The following is a 26,939-nucleotide window of genomic DNA, read 5'->3' as shown; positions in this document are numbered from 1 at the left end:
ACTAGATTTAAAATTTTCATATGATATAATGGTCCTGTAAACGCTTACGAACGATTCGTCGCCGCTTCAGGAACCGTTCCATAACAGCTCTGACCTATTAGGGGGAATGAATGATGGTACAAGCACAAGTGCGTCTTGAGAAGGATTTTCTAGGAACGAAGGAAGTGCCCATGAATGTCTATTATGGTATTCAGACAGCACGCGCAATCGATAATTTTCCGATTACGGGTTATCGTATGGATGAGGAATTAATTAAAGCGATCGTGATGGTCAAGAAGGCCGCGGCGCTTACGAATATGGAAATTAGAAGGTTACCTGCGCATATCGGCGAATTTGTCGTACAAGCGGCAGATGAGATCATCGCAGGACAATGGCACGAACAATTCGTGGTCGATCCGATTCAAGGCGGAGCGGGGACATCGATTAACATGAATGCGAATGAAGTCATCGCCAATCGCGCCTTGGAGCTGATGGGTAAGGAAAAAGGAGATTATCTCGCGATTAGCCCGAATACGCACGTAAATATGGCGCAATCGACGAATGATGCGTTCCCAACAGCCATTCATATTGCAACACTAGCTTGTATCGAGAAGCTGCTCGTGACGATGGAACAACTTCGTGAAGCCTTTTTGAAGAAATCAGTCGAATTCGATCATGTCATCAAAATGGGTAGAACGCATCTACAAGATGGCGTTCCGATTCGCCTTGGGCAAGAGTTCGCAGCCTATGCGAAAGTATTGCAGCGCGACATTCATCGGATTGGGCAGACAAGACAACATCTATATGAAGTGAACATGGGTGCAACGGCTGTAGGGACAGGGCTGAATGCTGACCCACGATATATTACACGCGTCGTCGAGACCTTGGCTTCGATCAGCGGATTCCCGCTGGAAAATGCGGAAGATCTGATTGATGCAACGCAGAATACGGATGCTTATACCGAAGTATCTGCCGCGCTCAAAGTCTGTATGATCAACATGTCCAAAGTCGCCAATGATCTTCGCCTCATGGCATCAGGTCCTCGCGCAGGACTTGGCGAAATTCGTCTTCCGGCCCGCCAACCGGGTTCTTCCATCATGCCAGGCAAGGTGAATCCTGTTATGTGCGAGGTCGTCAATCAGGTAGCGTTCCAAGTGATCGGTAATGACCACACGATTTGTCTTGCATCGGAAGCGGGACAACTCGAATTGAACGTGATGGAGCCTGTCCTTGTGTTCAACCTGCTGCAATCCCTTCGGATCATGAATCAAGTCTTCCAAGTCTTCCGCAAAGATTGTGTGGAAGGTATTGAAGCGAATGTGGAGCAATGCAAAGATTATGTGGATCGCAGTGTTGGGATCATTACTGCGCTAAATCCGCATCTAGGCTATGAAGCGGCTGCACGGATCGCTCGTCTTGCGATTGAGACCGGAAGAGCTGTGCGGGATCTGATTCTAGAGCATAACCTTCTTAGCGAAGAGGAGTTAAATATCATCTTGGATCCTTTTGAAATGACGCATCCAGGCATTGCTGGCGCATCGCTGTTAGATCGGGAATAAGATCGGATACGAGAATTCATATCGCTTTTGTGAGGAATATTACTGCCAATCATCTGTAGTTATCGTAAAATATTTCCAATCCCATTCGATGGAAAGATAGGCGGTGATTATGGATGAATGGAAACTGCATAGGCTGTACCGATTCACGAATGATAACAGATGAGGCAATTGAGCGCATGATCAAGAGGATTGAGTGTTCAGATTCATTTCATCTGGTCGATGATGACACCTATCATCATCGACTCGCATCCTGCAACCGTTGTCAGGAATATGAGGGTAGAGAATGCAGAGTTTGCGGGTGTATTATGGTCATCATGGCGAAGTTGTTCAATACCCGTTGTCTTCACCAGCATGGATCCAAATGGGATGAACCGGTTAGGAAATGGATTTAATAGCAGGAGCGGTCTGAAGTTGCATAAACTTCGGGCCGCTTCTTTTTGTAACGGGTTGGAGTCAATTGGAAGTTCTGCTGTGCATAAGTGCGCGGTGTTCGGAAGGCGCAATGCCATGAAATTTCTTATACTGCTTAGAGAAATATAGAGGGTCTTTGAAGCCAACAGATGAAGCAATCTGATCAATCGTAAGCTTCGTGCCAAGGATGGATTGTGCACGTTCCATGCGGATTTTGGTTAGAAACTGCATGGGTGACATCCCAATGATTTGTTTGAACATTTTGGACAGATAGATGCGGTTATAACCTAATGCGTGTGACATTTGTTCAATGGACACTTGTTCTGCGTATTGATAGGTCAGCCAACGAACAGCTTGCTCTACTTGGCGTTCAATATCCGATTTGGCGTCGAGCGGTGGGATATGGCTGTAGGCTGTTTGGGAACGTCCGTAAGCTGCGAAAATCAGCTTCATATAGCCTGTGCTCTCTAACTCGCATAAGGGATCGCCTTGTTGCAAGGTGTTGTATATCCTGCGATATAAGGGAAGCATTCGTCGATGATCTACGGTATGCACGATCGGATTCTGGGGCGTGATCTGCAATTGCTGCAAGAGCGGGTCAACGCCTGTACCGAGGAAGGCCATCCAACAGTAATGCCAAGGCTCTTCTTCATCCGCTTGATATTTGTACATTTCCTTCGGGAAGATGAAGAAACTATCGCCTGTGCCTAATTCGTACGTTCGACCACGCAGTTGAAATGTTCCACGTCCCGAAATGACGTAATGTACAAGGTAATAGTCTATAAATGTTGGCCCCATATGATGCAGAGGCTCGGTTTGCGATTCTCCGCTAAATAATGGTTCGATCTCGCCAGGAGCCGGGTATGGATTGACGACCATTCGGACGAAGGGCTCTCGATTCATGGATGTCACCTCACAAAGTCTCTTACGGACAGCCTACCACAGGTCGCTGGACTTGGGAATGGTTATGCTATATAATATACCCCATGGGGTATTTATTTTATCATTTCGAGGTTAAGCAGAGAGGAGCTAACATCATGGGGAAGAAGATTGTTATTGTCGGTGGCGTAGCTGGAGGTGCGAGTGCAGCAGCGCGCTTGCGGAGATTAAGTGAGCAGGACGAAATCGTCATGTTCGAACGTGGGGAGCATATCTCGTTCGCCAATTGCGGACTGCCTTATTATATTGGAGATGTCATTAAGGATCGTAAGAAGTTGTTGGTTCAAACCGTTGAAGGGATGTCCGGTAAATTTAATCTGGATGTTCGTAATTATAGTGAAGTCACCGTGATTCATCGGGATCGTAAAGTTGTGGAAGTACGTCATGTCGTAACGGGTGAGACGTATGAAGAGGCGTATGATCTCCTCATCTTATCGCCTGGAGCGAAGCCGATCCGTCCGCAGATCCCAGGGATTGAGGAAGCAGAAGTTTCCTTATTCACGCTGCGTAATATTCCTGATACGGATCGCATCAAATCCTATGTTGACCAAGCGCAGCCGAAGCATGCGGTTGTTATCGGCGGTGGGTTCATCGGGGTGGAGATGGCTGAGAATCTACGGGAACGCGGTCTTGAAGTGGCATTGGTTGAAATGCAGAATCAGGTCATGGCACCGCTGGATGTGGAGATGGCCGCAATTGTTCAGCAGCATATGACGTCGAAAGGGATCGAGCTTATTCTGGAAGACGGTGTTGCTGCATTTGAAGCGCATGGGAAGATGATTCAATTAACGAGCGGCAGAAGAATAAACACCGATATGATCATCCTTGCGATTGGCGTTCAGCCGGAGAATCAGCTTGCCAAAGACGCAGGACTTGATTTAGGGGTTCGAGGGGCTATTCAAGTGAATACATCCATGCAGACGAGTGATCCGACTATTTATGCGATCGGTGATGCGGTCGAGGTGAACGATTACATTCATGGCTTCAAGACGATGGTGCCGCTCGCCTGGGGTGCGAATCGTCAAGGCCGATTAGTCGCTGACCATATTAACGGCAAGAATGTTGCCTACGCCGGGGCATTAGGTACAGCGATCGTGAAAGTATTCGATCTCACGGCTGCTGTGACAGGCAGCAATGAAAAGACGCTGAGCAAGTTAGGTATCGATTATGAAGTGATTCATGTCCATCCGAGCTCTCATGCCGGTTATTACCCAGGTGCTTCACCGATTTCCTTGAAGCTGGTGTTCAATAAGGAGACAGGGCAGATCTATGGCGCGCAAGCTGTAGGAGCCGATGGGGTAGACAAACGAATCGATGTCATTGCCACGGCGATCAAGGGTGGCTTGACAGTTCTTGATTTGCCAGATCTGGAATTGAGCTATGCACCACCGTTCTCATCAGCGAAGGATCCGGTTAATATGGCAGGTTACGTCGCTTCTAACATCGTTGATGGACTCGTAGAAACCGTACAGTGGCATGAGATCGATGAGATTATCGCGCAAGGCGGGCTCGTTATTGACGTTCGAGAACCAATCGAGCGGGAAGCGGGCTTCATTTCGGGATCAATCAACATTCCACTTGGTGAGCTGCGCAATCGAATGCAGGACATTCCTGCGGATCAGACCGTGTACGTCTCATGTCAGGTTGGATTGCGAGGTTATCTCGCAGCACGGATTCTGAGTGAACATGGGCGCCAAGTGAAGAATGTGGATGGTGGGTACAAAACCTATAGCGTGATTCGGAGGGAGCAAGCAGATATGGAGAAGCGAAAACAGCAGCGTAAGGTAGACGCAGAGGTGGTATCGACTGTGGCTGCAGCTGTGGAGACGGTTCAATCGGTTGTGACGCAGCCCCGCACCATTCAGGTAACGGTAGATGCTTGCGGCTTGCAGTGTCCGGGCCCGATTCTACAGGTATATCAGACAATCAGTAATATGAAGGATGGCGAGATTGCCGAAGTTACAGCGACCGATCCGGGGTTCTCGAGCGATATCGCATCATGGTGTGAGAAGACAGGCAATACGCTGCTGGAATCTTCCTTCGAGAATAAAGTCTGTCGTGTGTTGATTCAGAAAGGCAGTGTGAACAACGCAGTGGAATCACAATCTAGTACTGTCAAAAATGGTGCGACGCTGGTCGTATTCAGCGGGGATTTGGACAAGACGATCGCCTCGTTCATCATCGCGACGGGCGCGGCTGCCATGGGGAAACCAGTTACGATGTTCTTCACATTCTGGGGACTGAATGTGCTGCGGAAGTCTGGGCCAAGCGATACGACTGTAGATAAGGACCTGATGGAGAAAATGTTCGGAATGATGATGCCTAAAGGACCGAAGGCGCTGCCGTTATCGAAGATGAACATGGGCGGCATGGGTGCCAAAATGATTCAATATGCGATGGACCGCAAAAATGTTGACTCTCTGGAAACGCTAATGAAGAATGCTGTAGATGTTGGCGTTAAGCTCGTAGCGTGCACGATGAGTATGGACATTATGGGGATCAAGGCAGAAGAATTAATCGATGGTGTAGAATACGGCGGCGTCGCAACCTACCTTGGCGATGCGGAAGATGCAGGCTTGAATTTATTTATTTAGACAAGAGGGGTGTCGGAAGATGGAATATACGGATCAGATGCGCAATCGATTGCGAAGAATTGAGGGACAGGTGCAAGGTGTGCTTCGCATGATGGAGAATGAAAAAGATTGCCGTGATGTCATTACGCAGCTCTCGGCCATTCGTACCGCGGTGGACCGTACGATAGGTCTTGTCGTCGGAACGAATCTAGCGGAGTGTGTGAAGGAAGAGCTGGGCAAAGGGAATAACCCGGATGAGGTTATACAGGAAGCGGTTCAGCTGCTTGTTAAGAGTAGATAATCTATAAAATATTGCATTTCTCCATATTCATGTTGTTTCCTTCCATAGTGCCAAGAACTTGGGCTGAGTATAGTTAATACAAGAGGCCCAAGTGGTTGAGGGACCTGACTGATGAACCTGATGGAGGCGGAAACAGATGTCGAAGATTACATTTCTCGGTGCGGGAAGTACAGTATTTGCCAAAAATGTCCTAGGCGATAGCATGATGACCCCAGCGCTTCAAGGATTCGAAATTGCCTTGTTCGATATTGATATGGAGCGTCTAAGAGATTCGGAGAAAATGTTGAATAATCTCAAAAATACGCTCGGAAGCACGTGCCGAATTGTGGCTTATACCGATCGCAAAGAAGCGCTGCGCGGTGCAAAGTATGTTGCAAATGCAATTCAAGTGGGTGGATATGACCCTTGTACGATTACGGATTTCGAAATTCCGAAAAAATACGGTTTGCGCCAGACGATTGCCGATACAGTTGGGATTGGCGGGATCTTCCGGAACTTGCGTACCATTCCGGTTATGCTCGATTTTGCAAGAGATATGCAAGAGGTATGTCCTGATGCGTTGTTCATGAACTATACGAACCCAATGGCTGTGCTTACGAATGTCATGAATACGTACGGGGGTATTAAGACGGTAGGTCTATGCCATAGTGTACAAGTATGTGTACCGCACTTGTTCTCTCAATTAGGAATCGATACCGAGGGCGTGAAATACCAAATCGCGGGGATTAACCATATGGCATGGCTTCTTTCTGTGACGAAAGACGGCGAAGATCTGTACCCTGAAATTAAACGCCTGGCAGCACTGAAGCAGCAAGAGAGCCATTATGACAAGGTACGCTTCGAAATGATGCTGAAATTCGGATATTATATCACGGAATCTTCGGAGCATAATGCGGAGTATCATCCGTACTTCATTAAACGCAATTATCCAGAACTCATTGAGCGCTTCAACATTCCATTAGATGAGTATCCGCGCCGTTGCATTGAGCAAATTGAAGGCTGGAAGAGAATGCGCGATTCGCTGGTGAATAACAACGATTTAACGCATAAACGTACACATGAATACGCGTCACACATCATGGAAGCGATTGAGACAGATAAGCCGTTCCGGATCGGTGGTAACGTGATGAATACGGGATTGATTACGAACTTGCCGCGTGAAGCTTGTGTCGAGGTGCCATGTCTTGTGGATCGTAACGGGGTTACGCCTACGTATGTCGGGGATCTTCCACCGCAATGTGCGGCATTGAATCGTACGAATATCAATACGCAGCTCCTGACGATCGAAGCTGCAATGACGGGCCGCAAAGAGCACATCTACCACGCCGCAATGCTAGATCCGCATACAGCTGCAGAGCTGTCGATGGATGATATCATCGCGATGTGTGATGAGCTCATTGAAGCCCATGGAGACTACTTGCCTAAATATGTTTAATGCTTAATGGATTGAATCGCCTGTTTGAGAATATTGGCCGAGTGATGCAGCTTCTGAAGCTCATCCTCGGCTAATTTTAATTCCACGACTTCTCTTACGCCTGAACGGTTCACGACCGCTGGCACACCCAGATATACGTCATTTAGTCCGTATTGTCCTGTTAGCAGCGTCGATACGGAGAGCACCGCATTCTCGTTCCACAGAATAGCCTTGGTTAATCGCGCTAGCCCCATGGCGATACCGTAGTAAGTTGCGCCCTTTCGTTCAATAATTTGATAGGCTGCATCGCGGACATTGACGAAGATTTCATCCAGCTTCTCCTGCGACGGATATCCTTGCTTCTGCTGATAATCGCGCAGTGATCGGCCCCCGATATTCGTGTTGCTCCAAATCGGTAATTCAGTATCCCCATGCTCACCCATGACATAAGCATGCACGCTTCGCGGGTCAATATCGAATTCTTGTCCGAGCAAGAAGCGAAGACGCGCCGTATCGAGGATTGTACCTGAACCGAACACACGGCCCGCAGGCAATCCAGAGTACTTCTGAGTGACATAGGTTAAGACATCGACAGGATTCGTCGCGACGAGGAAGATCCCTTGGAATCCGCTCTTCATAACTCCATCGACAATGCCTTTGAAGATCGAAGCATTCTTATTGATCAAATCTAGCCGCGTCTCGCCAGGCGCTTGGTTCGCTCCTGCCGTGATGACCACGAGATCGGCTGTTGCGCAATCCTCATAATCGCCCGCCCATATTTTCATATAAGGTGCAAATGGAATGCCGTGGTTCAGGTCCATTGCATCCCCTTCCGCTTTATATTCATTCTTATCAATAATGACAAGTTCAGTCGTAATGCCTTGGTTTAATAGTGCGAAAGCATAGCTTGCACCGACGAATCCGGAGCCAATTAAGGCGACGCGTGTAACTCGTTGTTGATGTTCATTCATGATAAACACTCCCATTTTCAAAAAATTTGTAGCTTATTACTTGGTATGTAAGATGATATAGGTCCCCATACAGTGTACCCTCTAAACAAAGATATGTATGCAATAACGATGGCCATTTTATGAAAATATTGGGTTTAACCGCTTACATCTTGAATATATAACGATAAGGCCATTGAATGGAGGAGGGTAACCGATGAAGCTGCATGTGACAACATCCGCTGTGGAATGTTTTCAGAAGGAATGGGGCTTTGCTCGTGGGGATGTCGTTCGTATTTTTGTTCGTTATTGCGGAATGAGTGAGGATGGGCCTTATTGGCTGGGGATCCAGCATGATCGTCCAATGTTCATCGGGTTGATGGCTATCGAAAATCATATTACGTTCTACATGGAAGAGCAGGATGTATGGTTCCTCGAAGGCCGTAACCTAACGATTGATTGCGAAGGGGAGGAGATCAAGTTCTTCATGCCGTCAGCATAATGCAAACGCCGAAATCCTCCCGCATCAGCGGGTCGGAGTTCGGCGTTTCGTGTTGGGTCAGCAACGGGTACTCAGTATTAGACTTGGAATAAACTCTTGTAGATGCCGTAGCCTTCTTCCTCCAGGCGATCGACAGGAACAAACCGAAGGGCAGCGGAGTTGATGCAATATCGTAGACCATTCTCCCCAGGTCCGTCGTTGAACACATGGCCAAGATGCGAATCGGCCTCTTTGCTTCGGACCTCCGTACGGATCATGAGATGGCTCATATCGACTTTCTCGACGACTTGATGGGCTCGTATCGGCTTCGTGAAGCTCGGCCATCCGCATCCAGAATCGAATTTGTCTAGCGAACTGAATAGCGGCTCGCCGGAGACGATGTCGACATAGATCCCTTCGCCATGATGATCCCAGAATTCATTGCGGAACGGCGGTTCTGTTCCGTTGTTTTGTGTTACTTCATATTGGATTGGCGTAAGCTTGGTATGAAGTTCTTCCTTGCTGATCGCCTTCCCCCAATGCGCTGCGATGAAGGCGTCGCGTCCAGATCCTGTACGGTATCGCTTATAATGAGATGGATTCGTTCGATAGTAGCCTTGATGATAATCTTCTGCTGCATAGAATGGAGCTGCTGGTAGAATCTCGGTGGCAATGGGCTTATCGAACCGTCCACTCGCTGCGAGAGCTTGCTTCGATGCTTCGGCTTGCTCACGCTGTTCCTCTGAATGGTAGAAGATGGCGGTCTGGTAAGAAGAGCCGCGGTCATAGAACTGTCCGCCTGCATCGGTTGGGTCGATCTGCTGCCAGAAGAGTTCGAGCAGCCTCGTGTACGGGAAGATTGCAGGGTCGAACGTAATTTGGACGGCTTCGTAATGACCAGTCGTCTCGGAACAGACTTCCTTATACGTTGGGTTCTCGGTGTGTCCGCCTGTGTATCCAGATACGACTCGATGGATTCCTGGCATTTCATCAAAGGGGGATACCATACACCAGAAGCATCCACCGGCAAAGGTCGCTAACGCTTGATTCGTTGCAGATGACATGGTTGTTTTCACTCCGTTTCTAAGAGGGTTACTGTGATCTTTATCATAATAGATGTGGCGGTCCGTTACAAATCGGACAGCGTAAACCTTAAAGCTGCCTTAAGGAAAGCAAGTGGTTTTTTATCTAAGTTTAAGGTTTGGTGAGAGGTGTTCTGGTATAGTGTGTGGAAAGAATACTCATACCATGAAAGTTGAAAGGGAGTTATTACGTGGAAAATAAAGAAAAGAAGAATCTTACGGAAGAGGAGGTAGCTGCATCGGCAGCTTCAGAGGGGGCAGAGAACACGCCATCGAGCGATGAAGCTGAGGTTATTGCTGGACAAGCCCATTCCGAAGCTGAGCATACAACAGAACAAGAACACGAATTGGAGTCGGTACAACAAGTGACAGCGCAAGAAGAGGAGCCTGCATTGGAGCAAGTCGCTGCAGCGGTAGCCCCGGCAGATCAGAATGCCATTGCAACAGCACCTGCAGCAGCATCAAGACGGAATATGACGCCGGTATGGATGATGATCTCGGCTGTTCTATTGATCGGCCTTGTATTCGTGACCTTGAAGCCGCCTTTAGACAAAGGGAAAGAAGTCGTTGCCTCCGTTAATGGCGCGGACATTACAAGAGATAAGCTCTATGACGCCATGCTTGAAGCAGGTGGCACGAATACAATCAATAGTTTGATCATGTACGAGGTGATCGGCCAAGAGGCGAAGAAAGCGAATATTACAGTCTCCGAAGCAGACATTGACAAGGAAGTAGACAATATTAAGAAATCCTCTGGCGGTGATGAAGGCTTCAATCAAATGCTGGCGCAGTATAACCTAACAGTCGAAGCGCTGCGTAAAGAAATGATACCGCAAGTGCAATTAACGAAGCTGCTTACACCGAAGGTCAATGTAACGGATCAGGAGATCAAAGATTTCTACGAAGCGAATAAAGCTTCGATGTCCACGCCAGAGCAGGTGCGCGCTTCCCATATCCTTGTGAAGACGAAGGAAGAGGCGGATGCCATTGAGAAGGAATTGAAGGGCGGGGCAGATTTTGCAGCTCTTGCAAAAGAGAAATCAACAGATACCGGTTCGAAGGTAAATGGCGGCGATCTGAACTTCTTCGGCAAAGGCCAAATGGTGCCTGAATTTGAAGAGGCAGCTTTCAAGATGAAAGTGGGCGAGGTCAGCGAGCCTATCAAGTCGCAATTTGGCTACCATATTATTAAACTAACGGATAAAAAAGAAGCGGTTAACCCTACGCTGGACGATAAAAAAGTAGAGATTAAAGAACAATTGACGAAGCAGAAAATTTCGGAAATGTCGAATGAATACATTCAAGGCTTGCGCGATAAAGCGAAAATCACGAATACACTCGACAAAACGGCTCCAAAAGAGACAGGTACAACACCAGCTAAATAAGGAAATTACGATTAGAGCATCCCGTTCTACCTTAGGGTAGGGGGATGCTCTCTTCCTATATATATGATCCTTTCCCTGTCGTTGAACATTTTGTCTCTGTGATTCCTGTTACATAAAATTGTGCAAAAAACAATACATTTTGTCAGAACATATGATCTTATCATTAGTGGTAAAAAGTGGTACAATGAGAGCGTAAAGACTCTTGGTGGCTACGATGTTTACGACTAGATCATCTTCGACTTACAGTCCACCACGAGAATGCTTCGATGGTGGGTTTGTTGTGTATATTGGAGGGGAAATGATGCTGCAACAACTATTGATCGTCTCGCTGCTCACGATGATAATTCATACCTCGGAGACGTTATCCTATGCTGTACGATTTGCGGGTGTTCGAACAGGAAAGCTAGCAGTATCGCTAACCCTATCGGGTATGATTGTGCTCGTCGCCCGTACTTCCAACATGCTGCAAGGCGTTATGGTCGGGAAGATGATAGACTATGCCAAGCTCAACGCAGGATTTCCTCTTGAGAAATATTTCCGTCTGATTATCGGTTCAGCGTCGATTGGCACGGTGCTTGCCATGCTGTTATTTCCTTCTGTCGTATTTCTTGCAGGTCGTATGATATCCCACTTAGAGGTGTCAGGTTCGATTCCGAAGCTGCTCACGAGTGTATCGCTGGACAAGCTGAAGCATGCCCGGACCCATCTTCGTAGACCCACATTGAAAATGCTGAGAGCCTTGCGAATCTATAATGTTCCCAAAAGGCTACTCCTATTGAACTGTGTCGTTACGTCGATCTATACCGTTGGGGTGTTAGCTGCGTTATATGCCTCTTTCGTGGCAGTATCTGGTATCGCTGCATCGCAGTCCTCGGGACTGATTAATGGGATTGCGACGATCATTATGACCGTGCTAATTGATCCGCAGATTGCGCTCATGACCGATCGAGCACTTCGTAATGAAGCAGATCAGGATCGGCTTGGCAAGGTGTATGGGCTCATGATGATGTCTCGTTTTGTAGGTACATTGCTGGGGCAAGTGATCTTCATGCCTGCTGTCGTATGGATCGAATGGATGACGGCACGGATTTGACTATTTTAAGAGGAAGAAAGTGAGGCAGAGGAAATGGATAATTCCGTATGGATCAAGCAAGCAGGGGTAGAGGATGTCCCTCAATTAGCTCTATTATTTAATCAATACCGGATGTTCTACGGTCAGTCGTCAGATTTGGATGGCGCAGCAACCTTTCTACAGGAGCGGATTACGCACAAGGAATCTACGGCATTCATCGCGTATTCATCAATAGAAGATCGCTGCGGTCTTGGCTTCGTTCAGTTATATCCTTCGTTCTCTTCCGTTTCCATGCAGCGATTGTGGATCTTGAACGATCTCTTCGTAATCTCTGAAGCAAGGAAGCAGCGTGTTGGACGTCAACTCATGGATAAGGCCTATCGCTTTGCACTTGAATCAAGCGCGAAAGGACTGACCTTGTCCACTGCGCATGACAATAAGATAGCCCAGCGCCTCTACGAATCACTTGGATATGAACGAGATGAACATTTCTATACATATGAGCTTTATTTCAAGGGCTAGCGCGCTATTAGGGAGAAGTTGTTCCATGGCGCCATGTTTATGGTCTTATGATTCATATTTTATCAGATCGTGTAATCGTATATAATGGGGGTTCGAAGAAGTTTCGTAATCTACCTATACTGGAGTGAATGATCATGTTAGAACACATCAAACATCGACTTAATGAGGAAGAAATTCGTGAACTGATTGGTTACTCCGTTTTCCCAGATCCCGACCGGATAGAGCAAGCCGTTGCACGCTATCAGCAAGAGGATCAGTTGCAGTTGTACGGCGCGGTTGAAGAAGATGAAGTAATAGGGATTGTCGGTTTTACGATGGATGAAGATCAAAATCTCATCTTGCAGCATATTGCGGTTCGACCTGAGAATCGGGAACAGGGTTACGGACGAAGCATTATGCTGGAGTTGATTGGGCTCACGAATCCGAAGTCGATTGTAGCTGAGACGGATGAAGATGCAGCAGATTTCTATCGTAATATTGGTTTTGCTGTATTTAGCCTGGGAGAGAAGTATCCTGGAGTAGAGCGGTTCCGCTGTGAGTATATAACGGAAGAAGATTAGTACAGGGGAAATGAACATGGAAGCAGCTTGGGCATAGAAATCCTTTCTCCATCCAGATTCGGGCGAAGTGAAACTTGCGACGAACTTAGGAATATATGTGCATGGCACGGCAAGCATCACACCGCCCACATTACGACTTTGCGAGAGCGTATGGGCTGGTCTTAGTGTTACGATTTACGAGTGACCAGATGATGGTCTTGGGCGAGCGAAGATTGGGTACCGAGCAGACAGATGGACACCAACACAACAAGAGATACGCGAAGCTTGGAAGCGAAAATTCTCATTGTTCTAACCTCCTGTAACAGGTTTGGATGAACCATGCATGCTTGGGAATCGTTCTGCGACTCAATTAGGACCGGCATTAAGACATGTGCAGGAATATCGTGTGTTTTGGGGTAAATATCCCCGTATCATGACTGTATCAGATAAGGCTTTTCTTATACAACAGGCAGAGGCAAGAAATTAGGAATTTCATCCTACAAGTGAGCAATAAGGGCAGTTTTCTGGCGTTTGACGCATCCAAGAAAACTGTCTTTTTTTCCAAATAAATACACATTTGATTTTTATTTTGGATTATAATAAATGCACTTAACAGGCATAGGTGGTGGCTTGAATGAATTGGGAACAACAGCTGACGCAATGGATTTCGCAGGACCAGGATATGATCGATGCCCTTCGCCTTGTCCGGGCGCTCAAAATGAATGAAGGTGCGATCGCAGCTGGGTTCATTCGCAATTACGTCTGGGATCGGCTTCATGGATTTGGTGCGCGTACACCGCTCAATGACGTGGATGTCATTTATTATGATGCAAGTTCGAAGTCAGAGGAGCGGGATCGAAGATTCGAGAAGGACCTCATGAAGCAAATGTCGCAATATCAATGGTCTGTGAAGAACCAGGCGCGCATGCATCTACGCAATCATCACGCGCCATATCACTCGATCGCTGACGCGATGCTGCGGTGGCCTGAAACGGCTACGGCTGTCGCGGTTCGTATCAATGACCAAGATCGGATTGAGATTTTTGCCCCTCACGGACTGGATGATTTATTTCAATTATTAGTGCGGCGTGGACCCTATTTTGAAGATGTGGATTATTTCTTGCAGCGTGTTGAGTCGAAAAATTGGCGTTACTTATGGCCGAAGTTAGAAGTGATAACGCATGTAAGAGATGAGGATACGACATCGAAGACAATCCACATTCGACAACTTCAAAAGACAGACGTCGAAGCCTTTACAGATCTACGTCTCGAAGGATTACGTCTCTATCCGGAATACTTTGGCGAGAGTCTGGAAGAGGCGATGAAAAACCCAATGGAAAAAATCCGATCGAAAATCGTGAGTACTTCAGATCGATTCGTGCTTGGTGCGTGGACGGAAGAGCAAGAATTGGTAGGAGTGATCGGATTTTACCGGGAATCCGGTGTGAAGTTCCGCCACAAAGGCGTGCTCTGGGGCATGTATGTGACACCTTCCGAGCAAGGTCAAGGCATTGGAAGAACATTACTGCAGCAGGCCATTGTACATGCACGTAACATTGTCGGACTGGAGCAATTAAACTTATCGATTGTTACAACCAATCAGACGGCAAGACGTCTCTATGAGCAAGCAGGGTTTCAGGTGTACGGTCAAGAGGCGCGTGCGATGCGATGGAACGACCTGTATTGGGATGAAGACTATATGTGTTTGCAATTATAAGAATTTAGAGATTGTGGATGGAGGGGAAGTCATTGATTAGAGCAGTGGTGTTTGATTTTGATGGATTAACTTTGGATACGGAAACCCCGTGGTACGAATCGCTTCAGCAAGTGTATGCGAAGTATGGTATTTCATTTCCAGAAGAATTGTTCAACAATGCAATCGGAGCTAGTCATGAGGCTTTCAATCCTTACGGTTATTTGGCTGATCAACTGCAAGGACAACCGGATGAAAGAGAGCTGCGAACAGAAGTACACGAATTATTCTTATCCAAAATGGAGAAGCAGAAGCTTCGCGAAGGTGTCCTGGATTACCTGATCGTGGCGAAGCGTACCGGTCTCAAGATCGGTCTTGCATCGAGTTCACCACGGGCATGGGTAGAGAGTTACTTGAAGAAATACGAGATTTACGACTACTATGAATGCATCTATACCGCTGACGACGTCGAACAAGTGAAGCCAGATCCCGCATTATATCGCCTTGCCTTGAAGCAGCTAGGGGTAGAAGGACATGAAACGATCGCCTTCGAAGATTCAGTCAATGGGTTAACGGCTGCCAAAGCAGCGGGATTATACGGCGTAGCGGTTCCCAATGCACTTACCCATCGTTTGCCGTTTACAATCCAGGACGTGATGCTCATGTCGATGGCGGATCTACCGCTTGAGGTACTGATTCAGCGGATTGAGGAACTCGATCGCGACAGACAGCAAGTCATAAGTGGAGGTGCTGCTGATGCTGAGCATGGAAGAATTATTTAGGAACTTGCCACGGTTGGAGACGGAACGGTTGATCCTTCGCAAAATGCGGAGAAGCGATGCGCGGGATTTGTTCGCTTATGCCTCCAATGCAGAAGTGACACGTTATACGATGTGGAATACCCACCGAACGCTGCGTGATTCGGAGTATTTTCTTGATGCGATTGAACAACGCTACCGGGAGGGGCGGGTGACGAACTGGGGGATCGAATATAAACCCAATGGCAAATTCATTGGGACATGTGGATTCGTCTACTGGGCGCCGGAACATCAACGTGCAGAAATTGGTTATGCATTATCGGCAGAATACTGGAATCAAGGGATTATGAGTGAGGCTGCGCGTACGGTCCTTCAATTCGGATTTCAGAAGATGGATTTGAATCGTCTGGAAGCACGCTGTAATCTGGAGAATATTGGTTCAGAGCGGGTGATGCAGAAGCTTGGAATGACCTACGAAGGTGTGATTCGTGAGCAGCTCTTCATCCGAGGTCGGTTCGAGAGCGTCAAGCTGTACTCGATTCTGCGTAACGAGGTCCCTGTCGTAATTGGAAGTAACTAGCAACCTACTCCGAAAGATCGTATAATTAAGTTGTATAAGGAACATATTTCGATAAGGGAGAGATGGAAATGTATGATGTAATTATTATTGGCGGCGGTACGGCAGGCGGAAGTGCAGCGATTTTCGCAGCAAAAGCAGGGAAATCTACGTTGATTATTGATAGCAATCAGAGTATGACGAAGCGTGCATGGATGCTGAACCATTACGGCATCAAGGAAATATCAGGACCAGATCTCATTGCCCAAGGCCTTGAGCAGGCTGCAAGCTTTGGCGCGGAATATGTGGAAGCGAAAGTAACGAATGTGACAACCACAGAAGAAGGAATTCAAGTACATACCGAGGGCGGCGACTATACGGGGAAGCATGTTCTGCTTGCAACAGGCGCGTTGACAGACCTCGCGAATCATATTGGTCTTGAATTAAAAGAAGGCCGTGAGCCGCGTATTAAGACAGTTATTGCGGTAGATGCTGACGGACGGACGAGCCAAGCGAACATTTGGGCAGCGGGTACGGTAGCAGGTACAAGTGTCCATACGATTATTACATCGGGTGACGGCGCGAAGGTTGCGATTAACATTATTAGTGAATTGAACGGCGAACGTTATGTGGATCACGATGTCTTGAAATCTTAATCCTATGAATCGATTGCGAGATTAGGAAAATTCCTAGTGTTGAACTCGTGTCATGATGTCAGTATAATGAGACGGATACGTAGTACATCATGATGACGGGAGAATCACGAATCTATGACGATCAAAATCATTACAGATGGCAGCTCAGATCTTACACAGGAGCTCTCAGAACAGTACAACATTTCAATAGTACCGCTGTGCGTCCAATTTGGACATGAACAGTTCAAATCCAATATGGACTCAGAATTGTTCTATGCCAAGATGCAAGCGTCCGAAGAGCTTCCGAAGACATCGAGTCCTTCGCCGATGGCGTTTCTAACCCAATTTAAGGCGGCGGATCCGAAGCAGCCCATTCTTGTATTGACGTTATCTTCCGTCTTAAGTAGTACTTACCAGCATGCATTAATGGCGAAAGAGATGTATCGTGATGAAGGCTTCACAGGTGAATTGGAAGTGATCGATGTGAAGACGACATCCATGGGTCTCGGATTAATTGCGATTCGCGCGTCCGAATGGGCACATACGATGGCATTTGAGGCGCTGCTTACACGAATTCAAGCACTTATTACATCCTCGCATACTTTATTTACTTTAGATACATTGGAAAATGTCATTCGCGGGGGGCGTATGAGCCGCCTGGCAGGGAAGGTTGCTTCGGTTCTGAATATAAAATTGCTGATGCAGGCGAGTGAAGAGGGAGCGGTCGAGGTCGTAGAGAAACTTCGCGGGACGCAAAAAACAATGAAGCATTTGATGGATAAGGTAGGGGAAACTTGGCATCATGCCGATAAATCCTGGATTGCATGCGCCCATTCGAATTGTGAAGAGCGGGCCAAAGCCTTCATGAAGGATTTAGTGAGCAAATATCCATTCGACAAAGTGATTATTACGAATATGGGCCCAGTCATCGGAACGTATGCGGGTGAAGGCGGTATTCTCGTAAGTTATTCTTCATAGAGCATTGATCTAACATGCGGAGATCTATCCGCATGTTTTTTATTTCATTCGGAATAAAGCTTTCTCCATTTCCCACTGTGAAACATGTTGCACGGGGCATGGGGGGTTGTTATGATAAAGGAATAAGGTATGAATCGGTTGAAAAATCGAAATAAATAGAATGAGCTATGCAAGATGGAATGAGGTTGTGTCGATGGATAAGAAGGAATTGCAAGTTCGTAATATAGATGCATTCGAGAAGTCGAGTGCCGCCTTGGACAATCGAATAATGAAGAATACCCTAGCGGAACAGCAGAAGAATCTGATTCTATCCGTGATTTTATCTTTACCTCTCTTATGGGTGATGATCTCACGTTTTGCCTGGATGACGAACATGTATGTTCCTTCGTTCTTACTTAATCCGTGGGTACAATTTCTCCTTGCGACCCCGGTACAGTTCTGGATTGGCCGTTCCTTCTATGTGGGCGCTTGTCAAGCACTGCGGCACGGGATTGCGAATCTAGATGTGCTCGTCGTGTTAAGTACGACATCCGCATACGTTTACAGCCTAGTTGCCATGGTCAAATGGACGAACCAATATTACTATATGCCTGGCGTCTATTTTGAGACAAGTGCTCTATTGATTACGTTGGTACTCATTGGGAAGCTGCTCGAGTCTCTAGCGAAAGGGCAGAATTCTGCGGCAGTAAAGGCCTTGATGCGTTTAAGACCTCATTCAGCGACGATTATGCGGGACGGTCAGCCCGTCAATGTTACGATTGAAGATGTCCAAGTGAATGATATTCTGCTCGTTCAACCAAAAGAACAGATTCCTGTAGATGGTACGATTGTGGAAGGCGCATCGTTCATCGATGAATCGATGTTAACTGGAGAAAAGAGCCTTGTCTCTAAACAAAGCGGTGATCGTGTCTTTGGTGCAACGATTAATGATGAATCGAGCTTCTATTTGAGAGCAGATCGAATCGGTGGACAGACCGTACTGTCCCGCATGATTAAAGTGGTGGAGGAGGCGCAGCAATCGAAAGCGCCTATTCAGCGGGTTGCGGATTCTGTTGCGAGTGTATTCGTGCCTATTGTGGTTATGATTGCTATCATCACGTTTGGTTTATGGTATATGGTCTTCCAGGCCGGAGATCTTGCGGCTGCGCTTGAAGCGGGAATATCGGTATTGGTTATTGCTTGTCCTTGTGCACTTGGTCTGGCTACCCCTGCATCCATAATGGTTGGCTCTGGTCGTGCAGCGGAAGTTGGTGTTCTATTCAAGGGCGGCGAGTTCCTCGAATCCACGCATGAAGTAGACACGATCGTGTTAGATAAGCGGGGGACGATTACGAAGGGACTTCCTACGCTGACAGAGGTAGCGCTCGAGCATAATCTTGATCAAATTCAAAGCGGACTGAATGCGGAAATGCTGCTGCGTTGGATTGGGCTTGCTGAACGCAGTTCTGCTCATCCGATTGCTGCTGCTATCGTTCGAGGGATCGAAGAACGAGGTATAAGCCTCGCAGATGATACGATTACGATAGAATATCTTGAGTCTTATGCAGGTTATGGGATACGTGCTGTTGTCGATGGGCATGATCTTGTGATCGGTACCAGAAGATTGCTCAGTCAATATCATATTGGCTTCAGTGTCGCAGAGCCTAAGCTGGCTGCACTAGAATCAACGGGCAGAACAGCAATACTCGCAGCGGTTGACGGAACTTATGTAGGTACACTTATGGTATCGGATGAGGTGAAAGAAACGACGGCGTCTGCCATTGCAAGATTGAAGCAAATGGGGATTGAAGTGGTCCTCATGACAGGAGATCACCGTCGGACGGCGAACGCCATTGCGCATGAGGTTGGGATTGTTCATGTCCTTGCGGAAGTGCATCCCGATGAGAAAGCAGAAGCCATTCGAACGTTACAGACGGAAGGACATCAGGTCGCTATGGTAGGTGACGTATCGAATAATGGAGCTGCACTAGCCGCTTCAGATATCGGTATTTCGATTGGACCAAGCTTGGATGTGGCGATGGATGCAGGGGATGTCACCATTATGCGAGAAGATCTGAACTCGATTGCAGATGCCATTCAGATTAGCAATAAGACGATGAACAACATGAAATTAAATCTGTTCTTAGCGCTCGTGTATAATACGATTGCGATTCCTATTGCGGCTTTTGGCTTGCTAGAGCCTTGGATTGTTGGAGCAGCGATGGCGCTAAGTTCTATATCGGTTGTGTTGAATGCTTTACGATTACAGAAGGCGAAATGGTAGTAATCCCTTGATTTGGGACTTTTGAACGAGTGATATCATTTTGTAATCGCTTTGATACCCTTTTTCGTACAAACTGTATCATAATAGAATCGTTAGATTATGTGCGGAAAGAGAGTGTCGACGATGAATTCAAAGAAACTAATCCTCGGAATTTACGCATTGATGTTAAGTTTATTCATCATATCGTGTTCTACAACAGATCATCTCGATTCCGAAGCCCCGGTACTAAAGAGTACGCAGGTGAACACGGTTCCTACGATTGCTATCGGTATTAATGGTGGGAATATCGTTCCGAATCTTACGAAATCCATTTTAAGTAAGTATAAAGAGGGGATCACATTGCGGCAGCTTCTTGAGGGCAGTGGTGTCATCAAATTAACTGCAGATGGTAAAGATATCGTATCTGTGAACGAAGTCGCCTTGGATTCGCGGCTCCATTGGGGAATTCTACTCAATGGTAACCCGCTGACAAGCGGAAAACGGATGGATATGGTCATCAAAGAAGACGATATTCTAGAGATCGTAGTGAAAGAAACGAAAACGAAATAAATCACGTTGATTTTCATACACTTTTCACATCATTTTTCGATAATCCTCACATGATTGGGCGCTAATATTAGGTTATACCCAATCGAGAGGAGAGTTACAAAATGATGAATTTGAAAAAAACCGTTGTAACATGTTTGACAGCTGCACTGATGGTGGTTAGCGCTGGTACAGCAGCCTTTGCTGCAGATGCACCAACGACAGCGAAGAAAGTAGATACGAAGGCAGCGGCAAAGGTAGAGACAAAAACGGCAACAACGAAAGCCGTGAAGGTTACTAAACCAGCACCTGCTCCTAAAAAAGCTAAAACGGTGAAAGTCGTTAAAAAAGCCGTTAAATCAAAACATAAAGCTGCGAAGCTTAAAAAACATGTATCTAAACATAAAAAACATCATCACAAAGCCATTAAAAAAGCAAAAACAACAACAACGACAAAAGCAAAAACAACGACGAGTAGCAAGAAGTAAGCAATTGATCCATAAAGGCGGGAGGACGGAGTCTTCCTGTCTTTCTTGCTTTCTGCTAGAGTGAAGGGAAAGTAGACGAAGGAGGGAGCATGTGGTGTCACATATATTTGTTGTTGATGACGATCCGAATATTTTACAACTCATTTCAGAGTATCTGCGTAAGGATGGGTTTCAAGTGACATCCTTCCCTGATGGTCACGAACTTGTGGACCGAATTCGTTCAGAGGCGCCGGACTGTCTGATTCTAGATATTATGATGCCAGGCGTGAATGGGTTGTCACTGCTTACAACGATTCGTACATTCACAGAGATGCCGATTATTATGATTTCAGCACGCGGGGAGGAAGAGGACCGGATCATTGGTCTGGAGCTGGGGTGTAATGATTTCCTTCGTAAGCCGTTTCATCCCCGTGAACTTGTTGGGCGTGTGAAAGGTATGCTGCGTCTCGTTCAAATGCATAAATCTGTGGACGCAACGACGTCAGAACATGGAACTTATTTAACGGTTGGGAATATGAAGGTCAGTGAGGAGCTTCGCCGCGTTGAGGTGGAGGGGATGGAGATATCCTTCACTTCTCGTGAGTATGATTTGCTCGTATTCCTAGCGACTCATATGGAGCGTCCATTCAGTCGAGAACAGCTGATTCAGCAGGTCTGGAAATATGATTTCTTGGGCGAAGTTCGCGTTGTTGACGATCTTGTTAAGCGGCTTCGTAAGAAGTTGGGCGATGCAGGAGCAATTTTCCATATTGATACGTTGTGGGGTTTCGGCTATAAGGCGACGGTGAAAAGCTGATGCGTACGATTCGAGGTCGAATTTTTATTGCACTCATTATTGTCATGATTTTCTCCGTATTCACGTCCGTCTATATGGTAGATCGGCTCGTCGATGGTATGTTAATGGACCAAGCAAGGAACCAGTTGCGTATTCAGATGGAGAAAGGGATACAAATTATTGAAGGCGGCGATCCCGAGGATTTAAGCTCAGATGATTTGGAATTGCGCTTTCGGGATCGGATGTACTATGCTGATTTTTTTATCCTTAACAAAGAAGATAAGATCATAGCTGCAGGTGATGATGAAATGATTGGTCGAACTGTGCATATTTCGATGGGGCGACAGGATCATTTCTTCGAGCTGAACCAAGAGAAAATGATGTATACGCATCAAAATCTCAAAAATGGGCTGCGCATCATTGTCTATACGCCAATGGATATTTTGAATCAAGTTTCAGATCGAATTCTCCATATCTCGATAAGATCGGTCATTATCAGCTTCGTCGTCATCTTCATCGTCGGCTTATGGCTAGTCTGGAATACGACGAGACCGCTTATGAAGCTTAAAGAGGCGGTGAGCCGATTTGAACCATCGTATCGAGGCGCACGGATGCCGAAGGGAGACGACACGGAAATTGGACAGTTAATGAATACATTCCACACCATGTCCGAACGTATTAGGCTGCATCATCAGCAGCAGACAGAATTCCTGCAGAACATATCTCATGAACTTCGTACGCCTTTAATGTCTATTCAGGGATATGCGGAGGCGATTAAAGATCAGGTGGTGTCCGTAGAAAAAGGGGTAGAGGTCGTATCGACGGAATCCAAACGGCTGATTCAATTGGTCGATAAGCTGCTGCAGCTTACAAGACTAGAGACCTTAGACGAAGTATGGAAAATGACAAATGTAGATTTGAAAGAGTTGATTGAGCAGGCTGTACAGTTATTGGGGCCCGCTGCTAGTGAGCGTCAGGTTAAGATCGAAATGCATGCTGCCGCGATGGAATTGGCTATACCCGCGGAGCAAATTTTTCAGCTGACCATTAATTTTCTGCAAAATGCGGTTCGCTATGCAGCGACGGAAGTGGTAGTAACACTGGAACAGACGCCAAGTGGGTTTTGTATCATCGTTGATGATGATGGTCCAGGGGTGCCCATCGCAGAGCGGCAATCTGTCTTCGAACGGAATTATATCGGCGAAGCGGGAGTAACGGGAATTGGGCTCGCGATCTGCAAGCATATTGCAGATAAGCTGCAGACGAAGGTCGAATGTCTGGAATCACCGAATGGTGGTGCGAGGTTTACATTTGAATATAAGACGAAATAAAGACCACCTATGCTTTTTGACTAGGCGGTCTTTATTATTAAATGCGGCATATCGATAATGGGCATTTCTCACAATGACAAATTTCCTGCAGCTGCTTAACATCTTTAATGACAATGAGTCCGCCTTCGTATTCGATGGCATCTTTCTTACGTAGGTCGCTAAGCATCCGATTTACACTTTCACGTGTCGCACCGATCATATTGGATAAGTCCGTATGTGTTACTTTCTTGTTGATAATCGTGTGTTCTCCGTGCGGTTCACCATAAGAATTACTTAGTCGAATTAGTGTAGAGCATAAGGCGCCAGGTTTTCCATAGAGCATGAGGTCGCGGAATTTCGTCTGCGTGAGCCGATGATGCTGTCCCATCCATTTCATGAACTCAATGGAGAAGTCGCAATGTTGGCAGAGGAGAAGCTCAAGATCTTTCTGCTCCACGATACCAATTTCCGTCTCTTCCATCACTTCAGCTGTGAAGCTGTGTTTGCCTTGGTTGAAGGGATCGACATTCCCGACTAAGTCCCCAGCTTGGTACATATACATAATGAGCTCTTTGCCCTCATCAGTCGATTTTGTGATTTTGACTCGGCCTTTGCTAATATAGAACAGTTTGTCGGTTGGATCGCCCTCCCAGAATAAATGGGATCCCTCTGGAAAAATTCGTTCTTTCATTACGACAGATAACCGATTGAAGTTCATGTCCGAGAATACGCTGGTATTACCTGTTCTTTCTACATCGGTTGGAGATAGAAGTGTCATAATATCATTTCCCTCCTCTGATATGCACTTTTTTAGTTGTTAAAATCTATGATGTGCATTTCTTCACAAACTTATTTTATCACGTTTTTGATCACATCATAACGTTAATTTTTAAGTAAATTTGAATATTCAGTAAACATTGTGGTAAAAATCACTGACGAATAGTAGCACAATCGAAAAAGTGATATTGTGATTTCTTTCACAATATGTTCACACTTTGTGAATAATTTCACGTAGAAATTTGGGGAACAATGTGATATGATCAATTTGTAAGCAGGAATTGTTAAATATATGAAGTTTAAATGGAGGATGGAGAACCATGGCAGTGAAAGAGACAAAAGCAGAAAAAACTGTACCTACTGTGCAGGAACACATCAATTCCCTCGTAATGAACGCGAAAGCAGCGCTTGACGAGTTCATGGGATTTAACCAGGAGCAGATCGACTCCATCGTTCAGGCGATGGCGCTTGCAGGACTGGATCAGCATATGCCACTTGCCAAAATGGCCGTGGAAGAAACTGGCCGTGGCGTATACGAAGACAAAATTACGAAGAACATCTTTGCTACAGAGTACATTTACCACAGTATTAAATATGATAAAACGGTTGGCGTGATCGAAGACAACTCATTCGATAATTTCCAGAAGATTGCTGAACCTGTCGGGATTGTGATGGGGATTACACCAGTAACCAACCCGACATCAACAACCATGTTCAAGGCTCTGATTTCGATTAAAACACGTAACCCGATCATTTTCGGATTCCATCCATCAGCTCAGAAATGCAGCGTCGAAGCCGCTCGTATTCTACGTGATGCAGCAGTCGCTCATGGCGCACCGAAAAATTGTATTCAATGGATCGAGTTCCCTTCCATGGAAGCAACAGATTCATTGATGCATCACCCAGATATTGCGCTTATCTTAGCAACTGGCGGATCAGGCATGGTGAAGGCGGCATACAGCTGCGGCAAACCAGCACTTGGCGTTGGACCGGGTAACGTGCCAGCGTTTATCGAGAAAACAGCGAATATAGAACAAGCAGTTACTGACCTAATTCTCTCCAAAACATTCGATAACGGTATGATCTGTGCTTCGGAGCAAGCTGTGATCATTGAAGAGCCGATTTATAATAAAGTGAAGAAAATAATGACAGACAATGGATGTTACTTCTTATCCAAAGAAGAAACAGCGAAATTAACAGGCAGCGCGATGAAAGGCGACAAATGTGCGGTAAATCCCGTCATCGTTGGACAGCCGGCAACGAAAATTGCTGAGATGGCTGGTATCAAAGTTCCTGAAGGGACTAAAATTTTGATCGCTGAACTTGACGGTGTAGGTACACAATATCCATTATCAGCTGAGAAATTAAGTCCAGTTCTTGCTTGCTACAAGGTAAAAGATGCTCAAGCAGGTATCGATCGCGCAGCAGAAGTTGTCGCATTCGGCGGTATGGGCCACTCGTCAGCGATCCATTCGAACGACCAAGATGTGATTGCACGATTCGCGGATCGTCTGCAGACAGGTCGGATTATTGTTAACTCTCCATCGACCCATGGAGCAATCGGGGATATCTATAATACGAACATGCCATCGCTCACACTTGGTTGTGGATCTTACGGACGTAACTCGACATCCTCGAACGTTACAGCAGTTAATCTCATTAACGTGAAAAGGGTGGCGCATCGTACCGTGAATATGCAATGGTTCAAAGTACCGGATAAAATTTATTTTGAAAAAGGAAGCACACAATACCTTGAGAAAATGCCGGATATTAGCCGCGTCTTGATCGTAACGGATCCAATGATGGTGAAGCTTGGATATGTTGATAAAGTAGAACATTATTTGCGTAAACGCCAAACTCCAGTTGCGATTGAGATCTTCTCGGATGTTGAGCCGGATCCATCGACAGCAACGGTTGAACGCGGAACAGCGCTCATGAACAGTTTCCAACCAGATTGCATTATCGCACTTGGCGGTGGATCGCCGATGGATGCTGCGAAAGGCATGTGGCTGTTCTATGAATACCCTGATACCGACTTCGACGATTTGAAACAGAAGTTCATGGATATCCGCAAACGGATCTACAAATACCCACGTCTCGGACAAAAAGCGAAATTCGTTGCGATTCCGACGACTTCCGGTACAGGTTCAGAAGTAACATCGTTCGCGGTTATTACGGATAAAGAAAAAGGTAATACTAAGTATCCTTTGGCAGACTACGAATTAACACCAGACGTAGCGATTGTCGATCCTGAGTTCGTATACTCATTGCCTAAAGTAGCTGTTGCTGATACAGGCATGGACGTATTGACACACGCGATTGAAGCTTATGTATCCGTAATGGCGAGTGATTTTACCGATGGTCTTGCGATCAAAGCGATCCAGCTGGTATTCCAATACTTGGAGAAATCCGCCAACGAAGCTTGCCCAACTGCGCGTGAGAAAATGCATAATGCTTCGACGATTGCAGGGATGGCCTTCGCGAATGCATTCTTAGGCATTAACCACAGCTTGGCGCATAAATGGGGCGGTCAATACCATACAGCACATGGACGTACAAATGCGATCTTGATGCCGCATGTCATTCGTTATAATGCGAAGAAACCGACGAAGTTCTCCTCGTTCCCGAAATATAACCATTTCGTTGCGGATGAGCGCTACGCAGAAATCGCGCGTATTCTAGGATTGCCAGCGAAGACGACGGAAGAAGGCGTCAATAGCTTGGTCAATGCAATCCGTGATCTGAACAGAAAATTAGGCATTCCTGAATCATTCCAAGCGCTTGGTTTCGATGCGAAGGATTTTGAATCGCGTGTTGATTATTTGGCAGATCGTGCATTCGAAGATCAATGTACAACAGCCAATCCGAAATTGCCGCTTGTAACTGAGCTAGCAGATGTCTACCGCAATGCCTTCTACGGTAAATTTGAATAAAGTTTTACGATTTCATTAATGTAGAAATTGGATGCGTAGAGGTG

The 26,939-nt window shown here is 46.4% G+C and carries 25 protein-coding genes and 1 pseudogene; 21 read left to right on the top strand and 5 right to left on the bottom strand.

Features of this window, described 5'->3' with window-relative positions; translation table 11 throughout:
* Positions 1-113: 113 nt before the first annotated feature.
* On the top strand, positions 114-1,538 hold the full coding sequence (aspA, locus tag ACFQZR_RS18720) for an aspartate ammonia-lyase (protein ID WP_379348917.1): 1,425 nt from the start codon (positions 114-116) through the stop codon (positions 1,536-1,538).
* A 203-nt stretch (positions 1,539-1,741) separates the two neighbouring features.
* Here aspA and ACFQZR_RS18715 read toward each other — a convergent pair whose 3' ends face one another.
* Both ACFQZR_RS18715 and ACFQZR_RS18710 read right to left on the bottom strand, forming a co-directional pair.
* Positions 1,742-1,891 (bottom strand): hypothetical protein, encoded by a 150-nt coding sequence (locus tag ACFQZR_RS18715; protein WP_379348500.1) that lies wholly within the window; start codon positions 1,889-1,891, stop codon positions 1,742-1,744.
* A gap of 100 nt (positions 1,892-1,991) precedes the next feature.
* Positions 1,992-2,852: an AraC family transcriptional regulator gene (locus ACFQZR_RS18710; protein ID WP_379348498.1), complete on the bottom strand. Its 861-nt coding sequence runs from the start codon at positions 2,850-2,852 to the stop codon at positions 1,992-1,994.
* A 134-nt stretch (positions 2,853-2,986) separates the two neighbouring features.
* Between ACFQZR_RS18710 and cdr the strand changes: the two genes are divergently transcribed.
* From cdr to melA, 3 genes are all read left to right on the top strand, one after another.
* The gene (gene cdr, locus ACFQZR_RS18705; RefSeq protein ID WP_379348496.1) at positions 2,987-5,482 is read left to right on the top strand and encodes a CoA-disulfide reductase; all 2,496 of its coding nucleotides are present in this window, start codon (positions 2,987-2,989) and stop codon (positions 5,480-5,482) included.
* A 19-nt stretch (positions 5,483-5,501) separates the two neighbouring features.
* A complete protein-coding gene (locus ACFQZR_RS18700; RefSeq protein ID WP_018755065.1) occupies positions 5,502-5,762 on the top strand; it encodes a metal-sensitive transcriptional regulator in 261 nt (86 codons plus the stop codon).
* Between the two features lie 136 nt (positions 5,763-5,898).
* Positions 5,899-7,197, top strand: a complete 1,299-nt coding sequence (gene melA, locus ACFQZR_RS18695; RefSeq protein WP_379348494.1) for an alpha-glucosidase/alpha-galactosidase — start codon at positions 5,899-5,901, stop codon at positions 7,195-7,197.
* Here the strand turns inward: melA and ACFQZR_RS18690 are convergent.
* A complete protein-coding gene (locus ACFQZR_RS18690) occupies positions 7,194-8,147 on the bottom strand; it encodes an L-lactate dehydrogenase (protein ID WP_379348492.1) in 954 nt (317 codons plus the stop codon). The two genes, melA and ACFQZR_RS18690, sit on opposite strands and share 4 nt — an antisense overlap.
* A gap of 193 nt (positions 8,148-8,340) precedes the next feature.
* On the opposite strand from ACFQZR_RS18690, the gene ACFQZR_RS18685 reads away from it, so the two are divergent.
* The gene (locus ACFQZR_RS18685) at positions 8,341-8,625 is read left to right on the top strand and encodes a HesB/YadR/YfhF family protein (RefSeq protein WP_314585194.1); all 285 of its coding nucleotides are present in this window, start codon (positions 8,341-8,343) and stop codon (positions 8,623-8,625) included.
* A 77-nt stretch (positions 8,626-8,702) separates the two neighbouring features.
* On the opposite strand, the gene msrB is transcribed toward ACFQZR_RS18685, so the two are convergent.
* Positions 8,703-9,668: a peptide-methionine (R)-S-oxide reductase MsrB gene (msrB, locus tag ACFQZR_RS18680; protein WP_379348489.1), complete on the bottom strand. Its 966-nt coding sequence runs from the start codon at positions 9,666-9,668 to the stop codon at positions 8,703-8,705.
* A 209-nt stretch (positions 9,669-9,877) separates the two neighbouring features.
* Between msrB and ACFQZR_RS18675 the strand changes: the two genes are divergently transcribed.
* The 15 genes and pseudogenes from ACFQZR_RS18675 to ACFQZR_RS18605 all read left to right on the top strand — a co-directional run bounded on the left by ACFQZR_RS18675 (position 9,878) and on the right by ACFQZR_RS18605 (position 23,206).
* The gene (locus ACFQZR_RS18675) at positions 9,878-11,071 is read left to right on the top strand and encodes a peptidylprolyl isomerase (RefSeq protein WP_379348487.1); all 1,194 of its coding nucleotides are present in this window, start codon (positions 9,878-9,880) and stop codon (positions 11,069-11,071) included.
* A 301-nt stretch (positions 11,072-11,372) separates the two neighbouring features.
* Positions 11,373-12,164, top strand: a complete 792-nt coding sequence (locus tag ACFQZR_RS18670; protein ID WP_379348915.1) for a lipid II flippase Amj family protein — start codon at positions 11,373-11,375, stop codon at positions 12,162-12,164.
* Positions 12,165-12,197: 33 nt separating this feature from the next.
* Entirely contained in the window at positions 12,198-12,665 is a 468-nt protein-coding gene (locus tag ACFQZR_RS18665) for a GNAT family N-acetyltransferase (protein WP_379348485.1), read from the top strand.
* Between the two features lie 134 nt (positions 12,666-12,799).
* Positions 12,800-13,225, top strand: coding sequence for a GNAT family N-acetyltransferase (locus ACFQZR_RS18660; protein WP_379348483.1), 426 nt, complete (start codon positions 12,800-12,802; stop codon positions 13,223-13,225).
* Between the two features lie 37 nt (positions 13,226-13,262).
* Positions 13,263-13,390 (top strand): annotated as a pseudogene (locus tag ACFQZR_RS18655) (metal-dependent hydrolase); the annotation flags it as partial.
* A 448-nt stretch (positions 13,391-13,838) separates the two neighbouring features.
* The gene (locus ACFQZR_RS18650; protein WP_379348481.1) at positions 13,839-14,921 is read left to right on the top strand and encodes a nucleotidyltransferase family protein; all 1,083 of its coding nucleotides are present in this window, start codon (positions 13,839-13,841) and stop codon (positions 14,919-14,921) included.
* Positions 14,922-14,953: 32 nt separating this feature from the next.
* Complete coding sequence (locus tag ACFQZR_RS18645; protein ID WP_379348479.1) at positions 14,954-15,679, top strand: HAD family hydrolase; 726 nt, start codon at positions 14,954-14,956, stop codon at positions 15,677-15,679.
* A complete protein-coding gene (locus ACFQZR_RS18640; RefSeq protein WP_379348477.1) occupies positions 15,654-16,235 on the top strand; it encodes a GNAT family N-acetyltransferase in 582 nt (193 codons plus the stop codon). The genes ACFQZR_RS18645 and ACFQZR_RS18640 overlap by 26 nt, the downstream gene beginning before the upstream one ends.
* Before the next feature lie 68 nt (positions 16,236-16,303).
* Positions 16,304-16,867 carry an FAD-dependent oxidoreductase gene (locus tag ACFQZR_RS18635; protein WP_379348475.1) on the top strand — a complete coding sequence of 188 codons (564 nt, stop codon included), beginning with the start codon at positions 16,304-16,306 and terminating at the stop codon, positions 16,865-16,867.
* A gap of 114 nt (positions 16,868-16,981) precedes the next feature.
* Positions 16,982-17,824, top strand: coding sequence for a DegV family protein (locus tag ACFQZR_RS18630; protein ID WP_379348473.1), 843 nt, complete (start codon positions 16,982-16,984; stop codon positions 17,822-17,824).
* Between the two features lie 160 nt (positions 17,825-17,984).
* Positions 17,985-20,087, top strand: coding sequence for a copper-translocating P-type ATPase (locus ACFQZR_RS18625; protein ID WP_379348471.1), 2,103 nt, complete (start codon positions 17,985-17,987; stop codon positions 20,085-20,087).
* A 123-nt stretch (positions 20,088-20,210) separates the two neighbouring features.
* Positions 20,211-20,636, top strand: a complete 426-nt coding sequence (locus ACFQZR_RS18620; RefSeq protein WP_379348469.1) for a hypothetical protein — start codon at positions 20,211-20,213, stop codon at positions 20,634-20,636.
* A 101-nt stretch (positions 20,637-20,737) separates the two neighbouring features.
* Entirely contained in the window at positions 20,738-21,100 is a 363-nt protein-coding gene (locus tag ACFQZR_RS18615) for a hypothetical protein (protein ID WP_379348467.1), read from the top strand.
* Positions 21,101-21,194: 94 nt separating this feature from the next.
* On the top strand, positions 21,195-21,896 hold the full coding sequence (locus ACFQZR_RS18610) for a response regulator transcription factor (RefSeq protein ID WP_379348465.1): 702 nt from the start codon (positions 21,195-21,197) through the stop codon (positions 21,894-21,896).
* Positions 21,896-23,206 (top strand): HAMP domain-containing sensor histidine kinase, encoded by a 1,311-nt coding sequence (locus ACFQZR_RS18605; protein WP_379348463.1) that lies wholly within the window; start codon positions 21,896-21,898, stop codon positions 23,204-23,206. The genes ACFQZR_RS18610 and ACFQZR_RS18605 overlap by 1 nt, the downstream gene beginning before the upstream one ends.
* A gap of 37 nt (positions 23,207-23,243) precedes the next feature.
* Here the strand turns inward: ACFQZR_RS18605 and ACFQZR_RS18600 are convergent, their stop codons facing one another.
* On the bottom strand, positions 23,244-23,963 hold the full coding sequence (locus tag ACFQZR_RS18600) for a Crp/Fnr family transcriptional regulator (RefSeq protein ID WP_379348461.1): 720 nt from the start codon (positions 23,961-23,963) through the stop codon (positions 23,244-23,246).
* A gap of 319 nt (positions 23,964-24,282) precedes the next feature.
* Between ACFQZR_RS18600 and adhE the strand changes: the two genes are divergently transcribed.
* On the top strand, positions 24,283-26,895 hold the full coding sequence (gene adhE, locus ACFQZR_RS18595; RefSeq protein WP_379348459.1) for a bifunctional acetaldehyde-CoA/alcohol dehydrogenase: 2,613 nt from the start codon (positions 24,283-24,285) through the stop codon (positions 26,893-26,895).
* The last annotated feature ends 44 nt before the right edge of the window (positions 26,896-26,939 follow it).

It is taken from the genome of Paenibacillus sp. GCM10027629 (assembly GCF_042676425.1).
Classification (GTDB): domain Bacteria; phylum Bacillota; class Bacilli; order Paenibacillales; family Paenibacillaceae; genus Paenibacillus_K; species Paenibacillus_K terrigena.
This window is presented reverse-complemented; position numbering and strand designations above follow the sequence as displayed.